Genomic DNA, 20,058 nt, shown 5'->3' with positions numbered 1-20,058 from the left:
GCAAAAGCTGTAAGGATAAAGTTTGCGTAATTTTCAATCTATTTAAATTAAACTGCCGACACTTTACGTTAACGTAAGTTGTTATTCAACTAATCATAGACGAATAGTCGATAAATCGCTAAACATGCATGGAAAGTTAACTATACAACAATAAATTTTATTTAATATCATATAGTTAACTGTATTTTGGTGGGTGTAAATGCAACTATTTTAAATAAAGTTGCTATCAACTTGCATTGGAATAACCGTCAATAATGCACGCTGACCTAAGGCTACATCAGCATTTGGGAAGATTATAGCTTCACCCTCAACCTCAGCCACATACCTGGTCTGACCATCAGTTGCTAATAATTCACCTTTCGCGAAGCCCGTAAAATTTTCTACGTCATCTGCGAATGGAAAACTAAAGTCTTCGCACGTTCGGTTTATTGTTCTATAAACTGAAAAAAGCTCAAAATCAGATGCATTAAACTCACCATATTCAACACTTTCTTGACTAATTAATGCAATTAAAGTTTCTTTGGTTTTCGCAAAGCGTGACATATCATTCTCACCAAACGCTTTAACTTGACCGAGCTCAACGGTAAATGAGTCAGCGCCATGGACAAATGACGAGTAGTAGCTAAAGGTTGTCGCTGCCGACTTCATCATTAATACGGTGTTTACGCCACAGCTTAATAAAAACTGCAATTGTGATTTTTTCCACGGTTTGCCATGTAAGTACGGATACACAGCAAATTTTTCATTTTTTGAACCACGAATAGCAGTATGCAGATCATAATGACAACGTGCGCTACCTTCGCTGCCACGACTAAAAAAGTCACTGACAACATCTTCTAATTGTTTTGCGCGCACACGCTCAGGGTTTGAAGCAATGCCCTCTTGGGTATGATGACCATTGAATAAACGATTTAAGTTTTCTTCAACAAATCGCTTACCGATATTTATTGATTTTGGGTTACCAAAAATAAACAGCACGCGTTGTTTTAAGGTCATCTCTTCTTTAATTATTGCACTAATTAACTGATCGCAAATTTCAATCGGTGCTGTTTCATTACCGTGTATAGCACTTGATAACACAATATCTTTATTGCTTGCTGTTGCAGGCTGAAACTCGATAATCCCCGTGTCATGGACAGTCACATTTGTCCCATTCGTTAACGTGAATGATGAATAAGGTAATGAAAATTCGTTTTCACGAGTTAAGCTTAGAAAATCACCCGACGCTTTAAGCGCATCCAGGTAAGTAGCTGATGAGTAGCTCATGGTCTGATCCTAATATTACGTGAGAGTAGAATACAAAAACGGCTGATTAAATCAGCCGTTATAATAAAAAAGAAAGATAAATTAGCGAATAACAGAATCAACTAATTTTTTGGCTTCTTTTTCTAGTAATGCAAGGTGTTCTTCACCTTTGAATGATTCAAGGTAAATTTTATAAATATCTTCCGTACCTGAAGGCCGCGCAGCAAACCAACCATTTTCAGTTACGACTTTTAAACCACCTATCGCCGCGTTGTTACCCGGTGCATGGGTCAGCTTTTGAATGATTTCATCACCTGCAAGTGTATTGGCTTTCACATCGTCAGCTGATAACGCTTTTAGGCGCGATTTTTGTTCAGCATTCGCAGGCGCATCGATACGCTTATAAATCGGCGCACCAAACTCTTGTTCAAGCTCTTTGTAAAGCGCTGAAGGTGTTTTGCCTGTTACCGCTAAGATCTCAGCAGCTAGTAAGCCAAGAATGAAACCGTCTTTGTCTGTATTCCACACGGTACCATCAAAGCGTAAGAATGAGGCACCTGCACTTTCTTCGCCACCAAAGGCTAAAGCGCCACTACTCAACCCTTCAACAAACCATTTAAAGCCAACCGGCACTTCTTTTACTTTACGGTTATTGCGCGCAACGACCTTATCAATCATGCCGCTTGAAACAAGCGTTTTGCCAATTGCCACATCTGCAGACCAATCGCGGTGATTTAATAAATAATCAATCGCAACAGCAAGGAAATGGTTCGGATTCATTAAACCATCCGGTGTCACAATACCGTGACGGTCGTAATCTGGGTCATTACCAATGCTGATATCGTAATCGTCTTTCAGGGCAATTAAATTCGCCATGGCGTAAGGTGACGAGCAATCCATACGAATTTTACCGTCTTTATCAAGCGGCATAAATGCAAAACGTGGATCGACTGACTTATTTACGACCGTTAGGTCTAAATTGTATTTTTCGGCAATCACTGGCCAAAAGTTAATACCTGAACCCCCTAGTGGGTCGATACCAATTTTAATTTTAGCGTCACTGATGGCTTTCAAGTTAATGATATTCTCTAAATCATTAACGTACGGCGTGATCAAGTCTTGATATTTAATAAAGCCTGAGCGAGACGCTTTTGCAAAAGGAAATAACTCCACCTCAACAAGGTCTTCTAATAAGAGTTGATTTGCTCTGTCTTCAATCCATTTGGTAACGTCTGTGTCTGCTGGGCCACCATTTGGCGGGTTATACTTAAAACCGCCATCTTCGGGTGGATTATGAGAAGGTGTAACAACAATCCCGTCAGCTAACTCATTTTGGTTCACTTTATTATGTGACACTACCGCGTGGCTAATTACCGGCGTTGGTGTGTATTCATCATTCTCTTGCGTAATCACTTGTACTTCATTAGCAACAAGGACTTCGATTGCAGAGTTAAATGCCGCTTCACTTAATGCGTGTGTATCTTTACCTAAGAAAAGTGGTCCAAAAATATCGTTTTCTTTACGAAAATCACAAATAGCCTGGGTGATCGCTAAAATATGCGACTCATTAAACTTTACATCGTACGAGCAACCACGATGGCCAGACGTACCAAAGGCAACGCAATGCTCTGGATTTTGTTCTAGATCTGGTTCATTTAAATAGTAGGCTGAAACCAGCTTTGGTACATTGACTAAGCTTTCTTGAGGTGCAGTTTTACCTGCATCTGGATGAATCGCCATAATATTTCCTTATTGATTATAAGTAATCACGAATCTTTTCTGCTTCATCAGCCGTGTAACCAAGGCACAAGGCGACTTCATGAAGCATCATTTTTTTACGCGTAGTATTAGAGTTTGTCATCACCCAGTATTCTGTATCAGTGATGTTTTTCGGGTTCATACTGCTGCCACTTTCAAGTAACGCTTCTTTACTTGTGGCAAAATAAACGCGGTCACGTCCTTTAATTTCAAGCACGTTAACAAAATCGTCTTTATGTGTTCTGTACAAAGCAGCCAAAATAAATAAGAAACGGCCGACAACGCCTTTTTGCATCGCTAGCTCTTCTTTATTAAGCACATTGAATACATTACCTTTAGCGTATGTCGTTGCTGTGACAGCTGGTTGGCTTTTTGATTCAGGCGCTGCTGATTCTGTGTGTTGTTCCGTGTCTTCTTCTGATTCAACAACGCTGATTTCTTGTTCAGTGTTTGTCGTCGTTGAATGACTGGTCGTTAAAGTGCCATCAGAAAGGTTTAATAAACGACGCAAAATGGTTGATGCACTTTCACCAATACTTTGCGTATTACTCGCGATGTATTGATATAACTCGTCGTCTATGTCGATTTTTTTCATGTTATTCCTGTCTTTACGGGTCACATTTTAAAAGTTCGCAATGATTATACCTAAGCTCGCAGCAATTCTCTATGTTTTGCAATTTGTTATTTCACTAGGCAAAATAGCGCCACTTAAAATAGGAGCTAAAAATGCTATTAAATTACCAGCAAAGCGGCCAAGGTTCGCATGTTGTTTTGATCCACGGATTATTTGGTTCGCTAGAAAACTTAAATGTCATCGCGAAAGCACTGTCAGAAAATTACACAGTGACCAATATCGATTTACGTAATCATGGTAAATCATTCCACAGTGATAGCATGAACTACACGGTAATGGCTGCCGATGTTTTAGAGTTACTGAACCATTTAAATATCAATAAAGCACATATTGTTGGCCATTCAATGGGCGGTAAAGTGGCTATGCAATTAGCACTTAGCTACCCAGAACGCGTTGAAAAACTAGTGGTTATGGATATTTCGCCAGTGGCTAACAAACCTCGCCATAGCGCTATTTTCAAAGGTTTGAACGACGTTGCTAATTCTGCCGTTACAGATAGAAAAGCAGCCGACGAAATACTTGCCAAACAGATTCCCGAGCTTGGCGTACGCCAATTCTTATTAAAAAGTTTTGCCAAAAATGAACAAGGCCAGTATCAGTGGCGGTTTAACTTAGCTGTTTTAGACCAACAATATGAAAATATTTTAGCACAACTTGATGAAAATGATTCTTGTTTATGTGATACTTTATTCATTAAAGGGAATGATTCAGACTATATTTTAGCTGAACATCGCCCTGTTATTATGGCGTTATTTCCAAATTCAAAGGCAAAAATAATTCATGGTGCGGGTCATTGGCTTCATGCTCAAAAACCGCTTGCTGTAAATAAAGCAATCAGTGATTTTTTAGCCTCGAATTAACGTCGATAAAATTCACTGTTTTTGATCGTACGCACTAAATTAATACGATTTTGTGTGGTATAGTACGCGCCGTTTAATTTGAAGGTTTATACGTTGATGGTCAGTCAGTTAATTAACGAATTTGATACCTTAGGGTTGTATTTTGGCTTAGCCGGCATTTTCTTTTTTATTGGTATGGCAATTCAAGACGTACTAAAGAAAGGTGACGTGCCCCGATTTGGCCGATACATCGTTTGGTTAGTGCTATTTTTAGGCTGCTCTGGTTTTATAGCAAAAGGACTTATTCAAGTCTTCTGGCAAGGCGCAGGTGTAGGCTAGGCATGGCAAAGTCAGAAACAGATAGAACAACACCCGATTTATTTGAATACGAAAAGCGTCCTGGTAGACCAAAAACAAATCCCCTACCACGTGACATGCAGTTGAAAGTCAACAAACGTAATCAAATAAAACGAGACAAAGCACGTGGTTTAAAGCGTGTAGAATTTAAGGTTTCATCACAGTTATATCAAGCACTAAGCGATATGGCCGATGCGCAGAATATTAGCCGTAGCGCGTTGATTGAAACAATTTTACAAGAAAGATTGGCTATTGATAGATAGAAGGTTTTAAATCCATGTCAAGCGTAGGTATTTTTTTCGGAAGCGATACAGGCAATACTGAACACGTAGCAAAAATGATTCAGAAAGAATTAGGTAAAAAGCTCGTTGCTGTTCACGATATTGCAAAAAGTTCTAAAGAAGAGATTGCTGAATTCGATTTATTGTTATTCGGTATCCCCACTTGGTACTATGGCGAAGCGCAATGTGACTGGGATGATTTTTTCCCTGAGTTAGAAGAAGTAGACTTCGATGGTAAACTTGTTGCTATTTTTGGTTGCGGTGACCAAGAAGACTATGCTGAGTATTTCTTAGATGCGATGGGCATGATCAACGATATCGTTACTGAACGTGGTGCTATAGTTGTGGGTCACTGGCCTACTGAAGGTTACGACTTCGAAGCCTCAAAAGCGGTCATTGATGATAATCACTTTGTAGGCCTAGGCATTGATGAAGACCGTCAGCCAGAACTTACTGAAAAGCGTGTTAAAGAGTGGTGTGCTCAAGTTTATGAAGAAATGTGTTTAGCAGAACTTGCTGATTAATAACAAGTACTACTCGCATTTACTAGCTGATGTAAAGATGCACAACCAGTTCATTTTTGTCTAAAAAATCGGCAATTAAACGAATTGTTCTTTGCACTTAGTAACTAGGCACGTTATTCTAATATTTGCTAATGTGTCGTGTGCATCTTTATGATGCCTAGTATAAATAAATAAAATTGAGACAGATTTAATGACTGATCACAACTTGGAATTAAAAAAAGCAGGGTTAAAAGTAACACTGCCGCGTATTAAAATTTTAGAGATTCTACAATCTCCAGACAACCAACACATCAGCGCTGAAGATGTCTATAAAATTCTGTTAGACATTGGCGAAGAGATTGGTCTTGCAACTGTCTATCGTGTTTTAAACCAATTCGACGATGCAGGTATTGTGTCTCGTCATCATTTTGAAGGTGGCAAGTCAGTTTTTGAATTATCGGGTAGTACTCACCACGACCACTTAGTGTGTTTAAAATGTGGTAAAGTTGTTGAGTTCGAAGATGATACGATTGAACGTCGCCAAGAAGAAATCGCAAAAGAGAACGGTATTAAACTAACAAACCACTCTCTTTACCTTTATGGTGAATGCGAAGACACTGCTAAGTGCAAAGAGTTCGCTGAATCAAATAGTTAAAATTTGATTTAGACATAAAAAAACCTGCATTAAGCAGGTTTTTTTATGTCTGTAGAAATTAATTAGATAATTTCTAGTAACTCAACATCAAAGATTAATGTTGAGAAAGGTGCGATTGCAGCACCTGCGCCACGCTCACCATAGGCAAGTTCGTGTGGTACGTATAAACGCCATTTTGAACCAGTACCCATCATTTGTACCGCTTCAGTCCAACCTTTGATAACACCGCTTACTGGGAATTCAGCAGGTTGACCACGCTCATAAGAGCTGTCAAAAACAGTACCGTTAATTAATGTACCGTGGTAATGAGCACGAATTGTAGACTCAGCAGTTGGCTTTTCACCCTCACCCGCTGTTAATACTTCGTACTGTAAGCCTGATTCGGTTACCGTAATTTCTGGACGTTTTGCATTTTCTTCTAAGAACGCAACACCTTCAGCAGCAAGTACTTTAGCTTCTTCTTCACGACGAGCTTGGATTTCTGCATTGATTTTTTCGAAAGCAGCTTGAATTGCAGGGATCTCAACTTGGAAATCACTTCCTGCGTATGCGTCTTTCATACCTTCAAAAACTGAGTTTAGGTTTAAACCTTCAAAAGGGTTAGCTTTAAGTTGCTCACCCATTTGTAAACCAATACCGTAGCTTGCTTTTTCAGCGTCTGTTGTAAAAATATCTGACATGTTTAAATTCACGTTTATTAGTTAAAAGATGCATTTATACTAACATAAAAAAACAACGAATAATGCTTAGTTTACTGCGTTTGCTCAGTGTTTAAACTAATTCGCTGCTTTATTTTTTCAATGACAAAGGTTGACGTTGGTAAACTTAAGATCATTGCGACAATAAAATAAACATCCATCAATCCTGCTTTACCGAGTATAACAAGTGGCACAATTAACAAGCCAACTGATGCGATATACAGTGCAGCTATAACAGGCCAATGCTTATCATATTTTCCAATTAAGTGACCAACCAGCACATTAAAACCGATGCCATAAGCAATCGATGTGAGTAAACCATGCTCTGGCTTTGCATCATGTGCCATAGCAACTAGAACATTCACGCCGCTATGATAAAAATAAGAAAAAACACTCCAAAACAGAATATGTTTTATAAGGTGTTTAAAAGTAGACGAAGACTCGCTTGTTGACATGACTTATCTCCAGATAGCAAAAAACCGCCCTGTAGGCGGTTTTTTAAAAATAATGGTGGAGAGATAGGGATTTGAACCCTAGAGGGGCTACAAACCCCTGCCGGTTTTCAAGACCGGTGCATTCGACCACTCTGCCATCTCTCCGTACGGCGCGCATAATAGTGCTTACAGCTTTCATTGTAAAGACTTAACTGTAAAAAAAGCCTAAAAAATTTAAATCAATAATATTGCTTTGGTCTGCGGGCAATCCATGAACAAATTAAACAGACGAATAAACTGATTAGTGCAAAGCCGAGTGTCTGAACAATAATGTCTATTTTATTCATATTGTGATTTGGCACAATCACCAGTAAAAAGGCCGGTAGACTGCTAAACGTTAAAACATAACAACAGACTTTAAACGCACGCCCAAAATCAAAACGTTTTGTACTGTGCATCCACCAGGTAAGTAGAAACAAAACACCGACCGCTGATAAACCTAAAAACTGAGGTGCTTTTGTCGAGAGTGCAACAAACAAAGTGATCACTGCACCAACAATGCCCCAAAGAGACCAAGCGAACCAATTTTCTTTTTCACGTAAAAATAAGTTTCCCATTTTTCTCGTCTTCTTTATCGTTATTTTTCTAAGACTATCCATACGTTAACAAAAAACAACCGATTAAAAAACATACTGAAGAAGAATAATTAAGTTTTTGCATCCAAGCGCTTCTTACAGCAAAGCCACAACTTGAAAAAAAGTAACATAAGCAAGCTTAATCAGGTATGACTCTTGTGATGCTAAAAAGTTCCCTTAACTTACAGTTTCTCAAAAAAAGTGTCTGGTTTATGACGAATGGGCTTTTTAATATCTACCTCAGGTGTGCCTATATACAAGTAGCCGACAATTTCATCCTCTGCTTTGCAACCAAGCGCGTGTTTAACAGCTGGACTTTGCGCAAAGTAGCCTGTGCGCCAAATGCCACCTAATCCCTGAGCGAATGCAGCTTGTTGCATTGCTAACACAGCGCACCCAGCACTTTGCACCTGCTCTATCCGCGGTACTTTTGGGTTTTCTTTTACATCGGCAATTGCGATTATCACCATAGGTGCTCTGAGGGGGAGCTCTTTTGCCCGCTCAATTACGCGGTCATCTTGCTGCTCTTCGATAGCGGCTTGGTGATAGATCTCACCTAATTTATGGCGTGCTTCGCCTTCCACCACGATAAAACGCCACGGCGCAATGCAACCATGATCGGGGACTTTAATCGCAGCGCGCTGAATAATTGAAAGCTGTTCTTCTGTTGGACCCGGTGAAATTAAACGTGGATCTGACTGTCGTGTTTGTAAAAGCGTTAAAGCGTCCATTATTATTCCGTAAATTCTTAAATACGATGCCCGTTAATACAGGCAATAAAATGTAAGCTTATCATTTAACTTCATTATCAATAAAGCGATTACGGTACTTTCTGCTAAACCAGTAATCGAGACTGACATAGCGTCCCCCGCCTGTAAAAAATAGGCCTAACAGCATCGCAAAATAAATAACAGAAAACTCCATTCCGTTATTTAAAATCACAGGGCGCCCTGTTTCATATAAATAATCAGTAAAACCGTGGGTTTCTAATAAGTCGCGCATTTTTGTTAAGCGCTCAGCTGCCGCTGAGGAGTTGTCTAGGCTTGCTTGTGCACCTGGTATTTGTAGCCAGCTTAATACTCTTGCAGGACTGGTACTGGCATCTGTAGGCGTGACAGCAAACCAGCCATTATCAACGTGTACGCTAGTCGCAGCCACACACATCGTAATCATTAATGGAATAGCGGTAAGACGTGTAAACAGCCCCAAAAATAGCAGTATACCGCCAAGAAACTCTGCCCATGCGGCCAAAAATGCCAGTAGTGCAGGCATCGGTAAACCTAAGCCCCATTCTTTGTTACCAAACCATGTAACGATGTCATCAGATGCAAGAAAATATTGGTAAAAATGCGAGACATCTCCGCTCAACGCTAACTTGTTAAATCCTGCGATTATCATAACCGGCGCTAAGATTAAGCGAAAAATTAAAGCGGGTATCCCCTCTAAACACTGCAGACGTTTGAAGATTGTTTGATAGGTATGTGTAATGTGCATAGCGGTCTCATGACTAAAATAGATTAATCAATAAGACCGCTAACAATGTGGTTATCTTTCAGTTAGATTTTGCGTGCGACTTGCAATGCTTCAAAAATAGCACGTTTTGCATCAATGGCCGCGGCCAGTTTTGCACCACCTATCACATGCACTTTTGCGTTTTCAGCCTCCGCTGCAAATGGTTCACTGTTAGACACCTGACCAATACAGGCAATCACTGTATCAACATCAAGTATCTGTTCCTCACCCTTTACGGTAATCTTTAACCCTTGGTTATCAAAACTGATGTACTGGCAGTCAGCAATTTGTTTAACACCATGCTGTTTTGCTACTTGGCGGTGGATCCAACCCGTCGTTTTACCCAGCTCACTGCCAAAGCGACCTGAGCTTCGTTTTAGCATATAAATTTGGCGATTATCTTTGTGAGGTTGTGGCTCACACTCTATTCCCCATTGAGTTTTAAACTCTTCAATGGTTTGATCTTTATGCTCACTTAAAAAGGCCACCATATCGAAACCGATACCTCCAGCGCCTAATATCGCAATTTTTTCACCCAGTTCAACGTCACCTCTAATCACTTCATCGTAGGCAAAAACACGCTTACCATCAGCACATTCAATTTTAGCTTCACGAGGTCTAACACCGGTCGCAAAAACAACATCATCGTATTGATTTAGCATGTTATCTGAAAACTCAGTGCCCAATTTTAATTCAACATTTAAACGCTTAAGTTCATTAGTGAAATAATTTAGCGTGTGATTAAAATCTTCTTTTCCGGGTATTTGCATGGCTAAATTAAACTGGCCGCCCATTTGCTCTTTACGCTCAATGAGCGTTACTTTGTGCCCTTTTTGCGCTAAATAGCAACTCGCAGCAAGGCCAGCTGGTCCTGCACCTACCACTAACACTAAACGTGATGACGCGGCTTTTTCTAGGCTATATTCAAGCTCAAATGCAGCTTGAGGGTTCACTAAACAGGTCGCACGTTTATTTTTAAATACGTGGTCTAAACAACCCTGATTACAACCAATACAAATATTTATCTGCTCAGTTTTATTATTTACGTATTTATTAAAAAACTCAGGATCAGCTAAAAGTGGTCTTGCCATCGAAATAAGGTCTGACTCTCCTGCCGCTAAAATACTATTAGCAATCTGTGGGGTGTTAATACGGTTTACCGCAACCACAGGAACTGAGACTGTGTCTTTTAAACGTTTTGACGCCTCTTTAAATGCGCCAGGAGGAACCATACTGGCAATCGTTGGGACGCGAGCCTCATGCCAACCTATACCAGTATTAAAGATATCAACGCCGGCTTCTTCTAGCGCCAAAGCTTGTTGCTTTACTTCATCAGGAGTAGAACCGTCAGGAACTAAATCCATCACTGATAAACGAAAAATAATAATAAATTTTTCACTGACTTTTGCGCGTACTGCTTTCACTATTTCAACAGCTAGGCGCATTCGGTTTTCTAAGCTACCACCATAAGCATCATTACGTTTATTAGTATGATTCGCCATAAACTCATTAATTAAGTAGCCTTCTGAGCCCATGATCTCAACACCATCGTAGCCCGCCTTTTCGGCTAAGCGCGCTGAGCTTGCAAAATCTTTTATGGTTTTTTTAATGGCACCAAGCGACATCGCCTTTGGTTTGTATGGGTTTATTGGCGCTTTAATCGCACTAGGAGCATGATTAAATGGATGGTAGGCATAACGCCCTGCATGCAAAAGCTGTAAACAAATTTTCCCACCATGCTGGTGTACTGCTTCAGTGTAAGCACGGTGTTTAACAACGTCATAATATGAGCTAAACGTTGATGCAAATGGAGTAAGTTTACCGCGTAAATTCGGACTATACCCGCCGGTAATAATTAAGCCTGTGCCTCCTTTTGCACGTGCTTCATAAAATGCGCGTAACCGTTTACGATTATGCCAGCCCTCTTCAAGACCGGTGTGCATTGAGCCCATAACCAAACGATTACGAAGTTCGGTATGCGGTAATTGTAATTTTTGTTCTAACATTGTCTGCCCCGTTAACTGGTCGAACCTCTATGATGTTTAGATTCTGCGGTAATAACCCAGAATAATCAACTTTTAGCGAGTAATTAACTGTCGCAATTTCTCGTTTTAAACACTCTGTTACTATTTAACAGTTAAATTTCAGATTATTCTAAGCTAAGATGGGATTACTACTAAGCTGTACTGAATTAAGGAATTATTTTGCTAGCAAAGATATTTAAAGGCATATGGACTGGGATAAACTTTTCCCGCCGTTTGGTTCTAAACCTATTATTTTTAATACTAGTAATACTCTTTATCGTCGCTATTACTAGCGAAGAAGACAAAGTTAAAGTCGCGGATGGAACCGTACTGCGCCTAAACTTAAATGGCCCTATCGTTGAAGAGAAAACCTATGTTGACCCTGTAGAAGCAGCCATTAATGATGCGACTATGGGCAAAGAAGCACCTTCAGAGATTTTGCTTGATGATATTATTGAAGTTATCAACCAAGCTGCAAAAGATGACCGTATCTCTGTTATGTTGCTTGATCTTCAAAAAATGCCAAGCGCGCATATCAATAAGCTTAAACAAATAACAAAAGCGATTGATGAGTTCAAAGACGCTGGTAAACAAGTTATTGCTACAGGCTATTACTACACTCAAGCACAGTACTATATTGCAGCACATGCCAATGAAGTGTCTATGCACCCTTATGGTGGTGTCAGCATTGAAGGTTACGGCATGTTCCCGCTTTACTTTAAAGACGCCCTTGAAAAGCTAAAAGTAACACAGCATATTTTCCGTGTAGGTACGTACAAGTCAGCAGTTGAACCATTTATTCGTAATGATATGTCAGATGCAGCAAAAGAAGCCAACCAAGTATGGTTAACTGCACTTTGGAACGAATATAAGTCAGATGTTGCCGCTTCTCGCCCATTTGATGAAAGTAACTTTGACGAAGATATGGATGTTTACCTTGCAAAAATGCAAGCAGTGGATGGAAATTCAGGTGACTATGCCTTAAACAATCAATGGGTTGATTCACTAAAAACATCTCAACAAATTCGCCAGCAACTTATTGACCTAGTCGGTACAGAAGAAACCGGTAAAACATTTAAGCAAGTGAGCTTCCGTGAATATTTATCGCTGGTTAAACCTCCTATCGAATTTGATAACCCTATTACTGAAAAAGTAGCGGTAATCGTAGCAAAAGGCACGATTGTTGATGGTGAACGTAAAGCCGGTGAAATTGGCGGTGATTCTACCGCAGCCCTACTTCGCAAAGCGCGCTTAGATGATAAAGTAAAAGCTGTGGTTCTGCGTATTGACTCTGGCGGTGGTAGCATGTTTGCCTCTGAGATTATTCGTGCTGAAGTTCTGGCACTTAAAGCCGCAGGAAAACCGGTTATTGCGTCAATGAGTTCTGTTGCGGCCTCGGGGGGGTATTGGATTGCCTCTGCTGCAAATGAGATTTGGGCAGCGCCAAGTACGATTACAGGTTCAATCGGTGTTTTTGGTACTTTTATGACATTTGAAAACACCATGGCTGAGTTAGGTATCTATTCAGATGGTGTTGCAACTACTGATTTAGCAGGCTTCTCTATTGCTCGCCCACTGGATGAAAAAATGGCCGACATCATTCAACTCAGTGTAGAAAATGCCTACAAACGCTTCTTAAACGTTGTAGCCGAAGCGCGCAATATGACTCCTGAGCAAGTTGATAAAATTGCCCAAGGGCGTGTGTGGATTGCCACTCAGGCGAAAGAGCTTGGCTTAGTTGATAAACTAGGTGACAAACAAGATGCGATTAAAGCGGCAGCAGAACTTGCAAAATTAAAGCATTACGATGTTAAAACCATCAAGCAATCTTTAACACCCCAAGAGCAAATGCTACAGGATATTTTTGGCACCGCTGCTGTACAAGCATTCTTAGCTAAGTCGCAGTCTTCTGACTCTGTGCTTGCAACACAAGCTAACTTACAAAGCCTTGTTAAGCAGTTGAGTAGTGAAATTGATAATTTAAAAGATTACAACGACCCACAAGGTGTCTATGCACGCTGTTTAGTGTGTAATGTAATTCAATAAGTTACTAACTAACGCGATTTTAGGTATACTAAGCCCAGTTAATTTACTGGGCTTTTTTATGAAACGTAAACGTATATATATCGCCTATACAGGCGGCACAATCGGGATGAAAAAATCGAGCCGAGGCTATGTTCCTGCTGAAGGTTTTTTAACCGAAACAGTGGTCAACAATGCTGAGTTTAATCGTGATGAAATGCCTTTATTTGATATTCACGAATACTGCCCTTTGATTGATTCATCCGATATGTCACCGGCACATTGGCAACTTATTGCTGACGATATCAAAAGTAAATACCAAGACTATGATGGCTTTGTCGTATTACATGGCACTGACACAATGGCCTACACGGCATCGGCTTTATCGTTTATGTTTGAAAATTTGACCAAACCCGTGATTGTCACAGGCTCGCAAATTCCTTTGTCACAGCTTCGCTCTGATGGTCAAGTTAATTTACTAAACGCTATGTACTTAGCAGCGAATTACCCTATTGCTGAAGTCAGTCTGTTTTTCAATAACCAACTGTTCCGTGGTAATAGAGCAACAAAAGCACACGCAGATGGTTTTGACGCGTTTGCTTCACCTAACCTTGAACCGTTAGCGTTATCAGGTATCAATATACAATTAATCAAGGGGCAATTGAGCCCGTATGTCGATAACGAACTGCAAGTATCTAACATTACTCCACAACCAATTGGCGTGCTGTATTTATATCCGGGGATCAGTCCTGAGGTTGTAAAAAGCTTGGTTAACGATAACATTAAAGCGCTTGTATTATTAAGCTTTGGCGTTGGCAATGCACCACAAGACCCTGCCTTTCTAGACATCCTTAATGAGGCTAGTAAGCGTGGCATGGTGATTGTTAATCTTACCCAGTGTTTAAAAGGACATGTCAACATGGGCGGGTATGCCACCGGTAATGCATTACTCAACTGTGGTGTCATCAGTGGCTATGACATGACTTTAGAAGCCTGTTTAACAAAGTTACATTACTTATTTAGCCAAAAGCTTGAGGTTGAAACAGTGCGCCATCTTATGCAAGACAACCTACGTGGCGAGTTGAGTCGATAAAATTAAAGTTTTAGATATTAAAAAGGCACCGTACGGTGCCTTTTTTCATGATGGTGAGTAATTCAACTCATTAACGGACTTTTTCGTCAATATCGACTAAATCAGTTAAATGGCAAACTTCACCACTGTGTGTTTTGATACCGTGCTCACCGAAGTAATCACGCTGTGCCTGAACCAAATGTCCATTACTTGGTGTTGTAAGTGTTGCAATATACGTTTGTGTTGCAGTTAACACAGGGAATGCAAGACCAGAAGCAACTGCCGCCCCTGTCACTTTACGAAGTGCAGCTGATTCACGCTGCATAGAATCAATAAACTCTACGCCTTCAGCAACATTATCTAAGTAATCGGCACGAATAATACAACCCGCTCGCCACGTTTGTAACGTTTTAGCAAGATCAACTTTCCATTGGTGCGCACGTGATGCACCTTTGATAAGCGCAAGACCTTGACGGTAAGCCAGTAAACTTGCCAACGTAAACGCGTCTTTTAATTCTTCTAGGTCTAACTCAACAGTGTTAGTTGCTTTGGCTGCATAGGTCATTTCTTTTGCAGCATGCGTATCACATGTATTTGTTAAATGGCGAGCTTGTACCGCAGCAACCAGTGAAGGCACTGCAATGCCTAACTCAAGCGCATTTTGTGCTGTCCATAATCCAGTGCCTTTGGCCCCTACTTTATTGTCAATTAAGTCAACTAAAGGCTCACCTTCAGTTGTTTCAAGGCTAAGAATATGACTAGAGATTGATAGTAGGTAGCTATTTAATGTTCCTTCAGACCAATCATTAAAAATCTGGGCAACTTCTTTTGGCGTGCGATTAGTGCCCAAACGAAGCAGTTGATACATTTCTGCAATAAGCTGCATCAACGCATATTCGATACCGTTGTGCACCATTTTTACAAAGTGACCGCTTGCAGATTGCCCTACACGCGCAAAACACGACTCACCCTTGTAACTTGCTGCAACTTTTTCAAACCACGGCTCAACACGCTCCCAGCCGCCTTCTGAGCCACTAGCCATCATTGCAGGACCATGGCGTGCGCCTTCGGCACCCCCTGAGATCCCCATTGTGGCGAATTCAAATTTATTTTGGAACTTAAGTTTACGGCTAATACCGTCTTTATAGTTACTATTGCCGCAATCGACGATGATGTCATCACACTCGACGCCTGCTTCCGCAAGCTCAGTACATACTTTATCAACCAATTCACCAGCAGGAACTAAAAGTAAAATTGAACGAGGCGGCTCTAAACGTCTAACCATATCATTTAAATCAGACACAATATGTAAACGGTCTGCCAATCCGAGTGCTTTCGCACAGCTTAGTAACTCAGCACCCGCATCAGGGTTCTTATCGTACGCTACTAATGTCAGCCCTTTTTCAATCAGGTTGAGGGCAAGATTTTTACCCATAACGCCTAACCCTACTAATGCAACTTGCATTTAGTGTCCTCCTCGGTAACAACTATTGGTTAGTTAATCAAAATAAATACGCGCGCATTATACCCAAGCAGCCCAAAAATGCGAGCATCCAAGCCAACTTGGTAAAAATCAGTGTGTTTAAAAGCGACGTTGTTCAAATTATATCAAAATAACGCAGGCATCGGACCAGATTTTTATAATACCCATTTAAAAGTTAAGTGTATTGACGCTACCTGACACCGGTGTCATAATATCGTCATTCAATTTTTGTATTATGATTCAATAATACATGGATTCAGATACTCATAGTTAAAAAACACATTTTTTACCTATGAGTTCTACACCGTGCCGTTGTATAAGCCCATTAGCAAGGCTTTTAGCACGACTTTTTAATAGTAAACCATCAATTCGCTTAACATCGATTAAGCGCACAGGAGAATTTGATGCTAAGACGCACAAAAATTGTTGCGACACTTGGACCGGCAACCGATCGCGATAACAACCTAGAAAAAATTATTCGTGCAGGTGCCAATGTTGTTCGTTTGAACTTCTCACATGGCGTTGCTCAAGATCACAAAGACCGTGCTCAAGCTGTACGCGATATAGCAAAGCGTTTAGGCAAGCACGTTGCAATACTTGCTGATTTACAAGGTCCTAAGATTCGCGTTTCTACATTTAAAGATGGCAAAGTAAACTTAGAAGTAGGTGCTAAATTTACGCTAGACGCAAAAATGGAAAAAGGCCAAGGCGACGTAAACGCTGTGGGTATTGACTACAAAGAATTACCAAACGATGTAAAATCAGGTGATTTACTACTGTTAAATGATGGCTTAATTCAACTTACTGTCGACTCTGTTGAAGGTGAATTAGTGCATACCACAGTCACTGTGGGTGGCGTGCTTTCGAACAATAAAGGCATCAACCGTTTAGGCGGTGGTCTAACGGCCCCTGCTTTCACCGAGAAAGACAAAGAAGATTTAATCACAGCAACCGAAATTGGTGTTGACTATATTGCAGTTTCCTTCCCACGCAGTGGTGACGACATGCGCTATGTACGTTCACTAGCCGAAGCGGCAGGTTCGAACGCGCAGTTACTCGCTAAAATTGAGCGTGCAGAAGCGGTTGAAACCGTTGAAGCAATTGATGATATCGTCCTAGCTTCTGATGCTGTAATGGTGGCGCGTGGTGATTTAGGTGTTGAAATTGGTGATGCTGCCCTTGTGGGTAAGCAAAAGCTTATTATTAGACGCGCTCGCTCATTAAACCGTACAGTAGTAACGGCAACGCAAATGATGGAATCAATGATCGATAACCCAATGCCAACACGTGCAGAAGTTATGGACGTTGCCAACGCAGTGCTTGATGGGACTGACGCGGTTATGTTATCAGCAGAAACAGCGGCAGGTGACTACCCAGAAGAGACTGTCGCAACCATGGCGCGTGTATGTTTAGGTGCCGAGTCACAAAAAGAAACGCACGTCTCTAAACACCGTTTAGATAGCCGTTTTTCTTCTAACGCTGAATCTATTGCACTTTCAGCCATGTATGCTGCTAACCACCTTGACTCAGTGAAAGCGATTATCACACTGACTGAATCTGGTAGCACGGCTAAACTTATGTCGCGTATCAGCTCTGGTTTACCTATTTATTCGCTGTCTCGTCATGCAAGTACATTAGGTCAAACAGCACTTTATCGTGGCGTTTACCCTGTATACTTTGACTCAACTAAATGTGAAAAAGACAACATGGTTCGTGATGCGTTAAACACGCTTGTTGAGCAAGGCTCTTTAGCCACAGGTGACACTGTAATATTAACTCACGGTGACGCTATGGAAACCATTGGTGCAACTAACACGATGAAAATTGTGACGGTTTAAAAACCAATATAACGAAAAAAGGCGCAAAATTAATTTTGCGCCTTTTTTGTTTAAAATAGCGTATCAGCTTGCCAGTGCTGCTTTTACTTTATCACGATAACTGCGGCTTACTTTTAACTCTTGGCCATTATCGAGCACTAATAAGTACTCACCGCTGACTTGAGTAACAAGTTTGCTGATTTGTTTTGTATTAACAATCGCACTGCGATGTACTCGCACAAATAACTGGGGATCAAGCTCTTGTTCAAGCTCTTTCATTGTTTTGCGTAAGATATGTGTTTGCCCGTCTTGGCAATGTAAACACATGTAATCACCAGCAGCGTCAACCCATTGAATAGTAACAACAGGCACACGGACTATTTCACCCTGCTCTTTTACAGCCAGTGACTCCGGATAACGACGGTCGGCTAAGCTATCACCTGTGGCCAGTTTTTTTAAAATCTCTTCGCAATTATTGCCTGTTATACCCGCGACAAAACTCGCTAGTTTTTTCTTATGGGCGTTATCTTGTTGCGTCTTTAAATAGGTATGCACTTTCTCTACCGCCTGTTTTAGTCTGTTGTCATCGACTGGTTTAAGAATATAATCCAATGCATGAATCTCGAATGCTTTTACAGCAAACTGATCAAACGCCGTTACAAATACAATTGCAGGTAAAGGGTTCACACTTTCGCTTAACGCACGTGCTACTTCAAAACCATTCATATTTGGCATTTGAATATCTAAAAAAACTAATTGGATGTTACCACTAAGGCATTCATCTATTGCCTCTTGACCATTGCTACATAAACGAATGACTTCTATGTCGTCAAACTCAGAGAGTCGAACCGCTAAGCCTTTCCTAGCTAATGGTTCATCATCAACGATCAAAGTTCTAATTTTGCTCATTTCTTAACAGCCTTTTCAAACGGAACACGCAGATTAACTTTTAATCCACTTGGCGAATTTTCAGAGAGTACAAACGAATAGTTGTTCTCATAAAGTGTTTTTAATCGGTCCTTTGTATTTGCTATGCCAACGCCTTGAGAATTAACCAGTTGACCATCTATTAACTCAGTACCAGGACCATTATCGCCTACTTCCAATAATAGTTCATTTGCAAAAACTTGTGCTTTAATATCAATCACTCCCCCCTCATTAAGCTGCGCTATCGCATACTTGATTGAGTTTTCAATAATGGGCTGGAGGATCAAACTCGGTACTAATGCCTCTTTCGCTTGCTCGCTAACATCAACATTAACCTGTAGACGCTCATCAAAACGTACTTTTTCAATCTCTAAATACAGCATGAGTGCGTGTATTTCTTGCTCTAGAGGCACCTTTTTAATGGGATCAGTATTGAGTGTGTAGCGTAAGAAGTCACTTAATTTAGAGACCATTAAATTCGCATCTTTATTCTCTTTCACCAAAATTAAGGTTGATATTGCATTCAGTGTATTAAATAAAAAGTGCGGATTAAGTTGGTAGCGCAGCATTTTTAACTGTGCTTCGTGCGCCATTGTTGTTGCTTTTAGGGCTTTTTGACGCTCACTTTGCAGTAGTTGGTAATACTTTATGCCAAAATACAAACCACTCCAGCACAGAATAATATAGACAGAGTCTAATCCTTGCTGAAAATAATAAAACCATTCATTCGGCCGGTAGCCGTGTCGATAAATTTCCCATAAGTTGAATTTTTGAACGACCGCCCATAACGTGCCCGTGATATAGGATGCCCCAAACACAACCAGCATAAGAACCCATGGCGATGCATTCCAAACTTTGCGATACATATAACGCAGTGGTACTGTCATTAAACACCCTGCATAGGCGTTTAATACAATAACAAATACGTAAATATCACGCATTTCAAATACTTTTGAGCCGATATAATTCACCAACGCGTAGCCTATCCAGCCTGCTATTTGCAAAACCCAGAAGAAGCGTTGTCGATTATCAACTAATGATTGCCAATTCAAAATATCAAGTTACCTTTCGTCGTTATTTTTATTATACCGATAGTCACTCATGCAAAGCACTGCCACCTATCTTAATTTTTAATAGCCTTACCGCATTCTACAGGCATTAA

20 protein-coding genes and 1 tRNA gene are annotated in these 20,058 nt (G+C 40.5%); 8 read left to right on the top strand and 13 right to left on the bottom strand.

From position 1 onward, the window contains the following. Positions 1-210: 210 nt before the first annotated feature. From astE to seqA, 3 genes are all read right to left on the bottom strand, one after another. A complete protein-coding gene (astE, locus tag BM378_RS16020) occupies positions 211-1,266 on the bottom strand; it encodes a succinylglutamate desuccinylase (RefSeq protein WP_065979960.1) in 1,056 nt (351 codons plus the stop codon). Positions 1,267-1,347: 81 nt separating this feature from the next. Then, entirely contained in the window at positions 1,348-2,985 is a 1,638-nt protein-coding gene (pgm, locus tag BM378_RS16015) for a phosphoglucomutase (alpha-D-glucose-1,6-bisphosphate-dependent) (RefSeq protein ID WP_036968253.1), read from the bottom strand. Positions 2,986-3,001: 16 nt separating this feature from the next. Next, a complete protein-coding gene (gene seqA, locus BM378_RS16010) occupies positions 3,002-3,598 on the bottom strand; it encodes a replication initiation negative regulator SeqA (protein ID WP_036968250.1) in 597 nt (198 codons plus the stop codon). Positions 3,599-3,729: 131 nt separating this feature from the next. Between seqA and BM378_RS16005 the strand changes: the two genes are divergently transcribed. From BM378_RS16005 to fur, 5 genes are all read left to right on the top strand, one after another. Next, on the top strand, positions 3,730-4,497 hold the full coding sequence (locus BM378_RS16005; protein WP_036968246.1) for an alpha/beta fold hydrolase: 768 nt from the start codon (positions 3,730-3,732) through the stop codon (positions 4,495-4,497). Positions 4,498-4,593: 96 nt separating this feature from the next. Beyond that, entirely contained in the window at positions 4,594-4,815 is a 222-nt protein-coding gene (locus BM378_RS16000) for a DUF2788 domain-containing protein (protein WP_036968243.1), read from the top strand. 2 nt (positions 4,816-4,817) lie between these two features. Beyond that, positions 4,818-5,096 carry a LexA regulated protein gene (gene ybfE / locus BM378_RS15995; RefSeq protein WP_004586673.1) on the top strand — a complete coding sequence of 93 codons (279 nt, stop codon included), beginning with the start codon at positions 4,818-4,820 and terminating at the stop codon, positions 5,094-5,096. A gap of 14 nt (positions 5,097-5,110) precedes the next feature. Further along, positions 5,111-5,638 carry a flavodoxin FldA gene (fldA, locus tag BM378_RS15990; RefSeq protein ID WP_036968238.1) on the top strand — a complete coding sequence of 176 codons (528 nt, stop codon included), beginning with the start codon at positions 5,111-5,113 and terminating at the stop codon, positions 5,636-5,638. Positions 5,639-5,828: 190 nt separating this feature from the next. Next, the gene (fur, locus tag BM378_RS15985; protein WP_036968236.1) at positions 5,829-6,272 is read left to right on the top strand and encodes a ferric iron uptake transcriptional regulator; all 444 of its coding nucleotides are present in this window, start codon (positions 5,829-5,831) and stop codon (positions 6,270-6,272) included. Positions 6,273-6,334: 62 nt separating this feature from the next. Here the strand turns inward: fur and bamJ are convergent, their stop codons facing one another. From bamJ to BM378_RS15950, 7 genes are all read right to left on the bottom strand, one after another. Then, positions 6,335-6,952, bottom strand: coding sequence for a BamJ family beta-barrel-assembly machinery protein (bamJ, locus tag BM378_RS15980; RefSeq protein WP_036968233.1), 618 nt, complete (start codon positions 6,950-6,952; stop codon positions 6,335-6,337). 71 nt (positions 6,953-7,023) lie between these two features. Beyond that, positions 7,024-7,425, bottom strand: coding sequence for a hypothetical protein (locus BM378_RS15975; RefSeq protein ID WP_074989592.1), 402 nt, complete (start codon positions 7,423-7,425; stop codon positions 7,024-7,026). 53 nt (positions 7,426-7,478) lie between these two features. After that, a tRNA-Ser gene (locus BM378_RS15970) sits at positions 7,479-7,569 on the bottom strand. A gap of 74 nt (positions 7,570-7,643) precedes the next feature. Beyond that, a complete protein-coding gene (locus BM378_RS15965) occupies positions 7,644-8,021 on the bottom strand; it encodes a hypothetical protein (protein WP_036968230.1) in 378 nt (125 codons plus the stop codon). A 200-nt stretch (positions 8,022-8,221) separates the two neighbouring features. After that, positions 8,222-8,770, bottom strand: a complete 549-nt coding sequence (locus BM378_RS15960; RefSeq protein WP_074989591.1) for an NAD(P)H nitroreductase — start codon at positions 8,768-8,770, stop codon at positions 8,222-8,224. Between the two features lie 61 nt (positions 8,771-8,831). Then, positions 8,832-9,533 (bottom strand): HvfX family Cu-binding RiPP maturation protein, encoded by a 702-nt coding sequence (locus BM378_RS15955; protein WP_074989590.1) that lies wholly within the window; start codon positions 9,531-9,533, stop codon positions 8,832-8,834. Between the two features lie 62 nt (positions 9,534-9,595). After that, a complete protein-coding gene (locus BM378_RS15950; protein ID WP_065979965.1) occupies positions 9,596-11,557 on the bottom strand; it encodes an oxidoreductase in 1,962 nt (653 codons plus the stop codon). A 198-nt stretch (positions 11,558-11,755) separates the two neighbouring features. Here BM378_RS15950 and sppA point away from each other — a divergent pair, with 198 nt between their 5' ends. Together sppA and ansA are read left to right on the top strand one after the other, a co-directional pair. Next, positions 11,756-13,621, top strand: a complete 1,866-nt coding sequence (gene sppA, locus BM378_RS15945) for a signal peptide peptidase SppA (protein WP_074989589.1) — start codon at positions 11,756-11,758, stop codon at positions 13,619-13,621. A gap of 58 nt (positions 13,622-13,679) precedes the next feature. Further along, positions 13,680-14,690 carry an asparaginase gene (ansA, locus tag BM378_RS15940; protein WP_036968216.1) on the top strand — a complete coding sequence of 337 codons (1,011 nt, stop codon included), beginning with the start codon at positions 13,680-13,682 and terminating at the stop codon, positions 14,688-14,690. Between the two features lie 70 nt (positions 14,691-14,760). On the opposite strand, the gene gnd is transcribed toward ansA, so the two are convergent. Beyond that, positions 14,761-16,134 carry an NADP-dependent phosphogluconate dehydrogenase gene (gene gnd / locus BM378_RS15935; protein ID WP_074989588.1) on the bottom strand — a complete coding sequence of 458 codons (1,374 nt, stop codon included), beginning with the start codon at positions 16,132-16,134 and terminating at the stop codon, positions 14,761-14,763. A gap of 422 nt (positions 16,135-16,556) precedes the next feature. On the opposite strand from gnd, the gene pyk reads away from it, so the two are divergent. Then, positions 16,557-17,990: a pyruvate kinase gene (pyk, locus tag BM378_RS15930; RefSeq protein WP_036968210.1), complete on the top strand. Its 1,434-nt coding sequence runs from the start codon at positions 16,557-16,559 to the stop codon at positions 17,988-17,990. A 63-nt stretch (positions 17,991-18,053) separates the two neighbouring features. Here the strand turns inward: pyk and BM378_RS15925 are convergent, their stop codons facing one another. Next, entirely contained in the window at positions 18,054-18,878 is an 825-nt protein-coding gene (locus BM378_RS15925; RefSeq protein ID WP_036968204.1) for a LytR/AlgR family response regulator transcription factor, read from the bottom strand. Beyond that, positions 18,875-19,948, bottom strand: a complete 1,074-nt coding sequence (locus BM378_RS15920; protein WP_074989587.1) for a sensor histidine kinase — start codon at positions 19,946-19,948, stop codon at positions 18,875-18,877. Before BM378_RS15920 ends, BM378_RS15925 begins: the two co-directional genes overlap by 4 nt. Positions 19,949-20,058 lie beyond the last annotated feature (110 nt).

It is taken from the genome of Pseudoalteromonas lipolytica, from assembly GCF_900116435.1.
Taxonomy (GTDB): Bacteria; Pseudomonadota; Gammaproteobacteria; order Enterobacterales; family Alteromonadaceae; genus Pseudoalteromonas; species Pseudoalteromonas lipolytica.
Note: the sequence above shows the minus strand (reverse complement) of the source record. Positions and strands in the feature narration are given on the sequence as shown.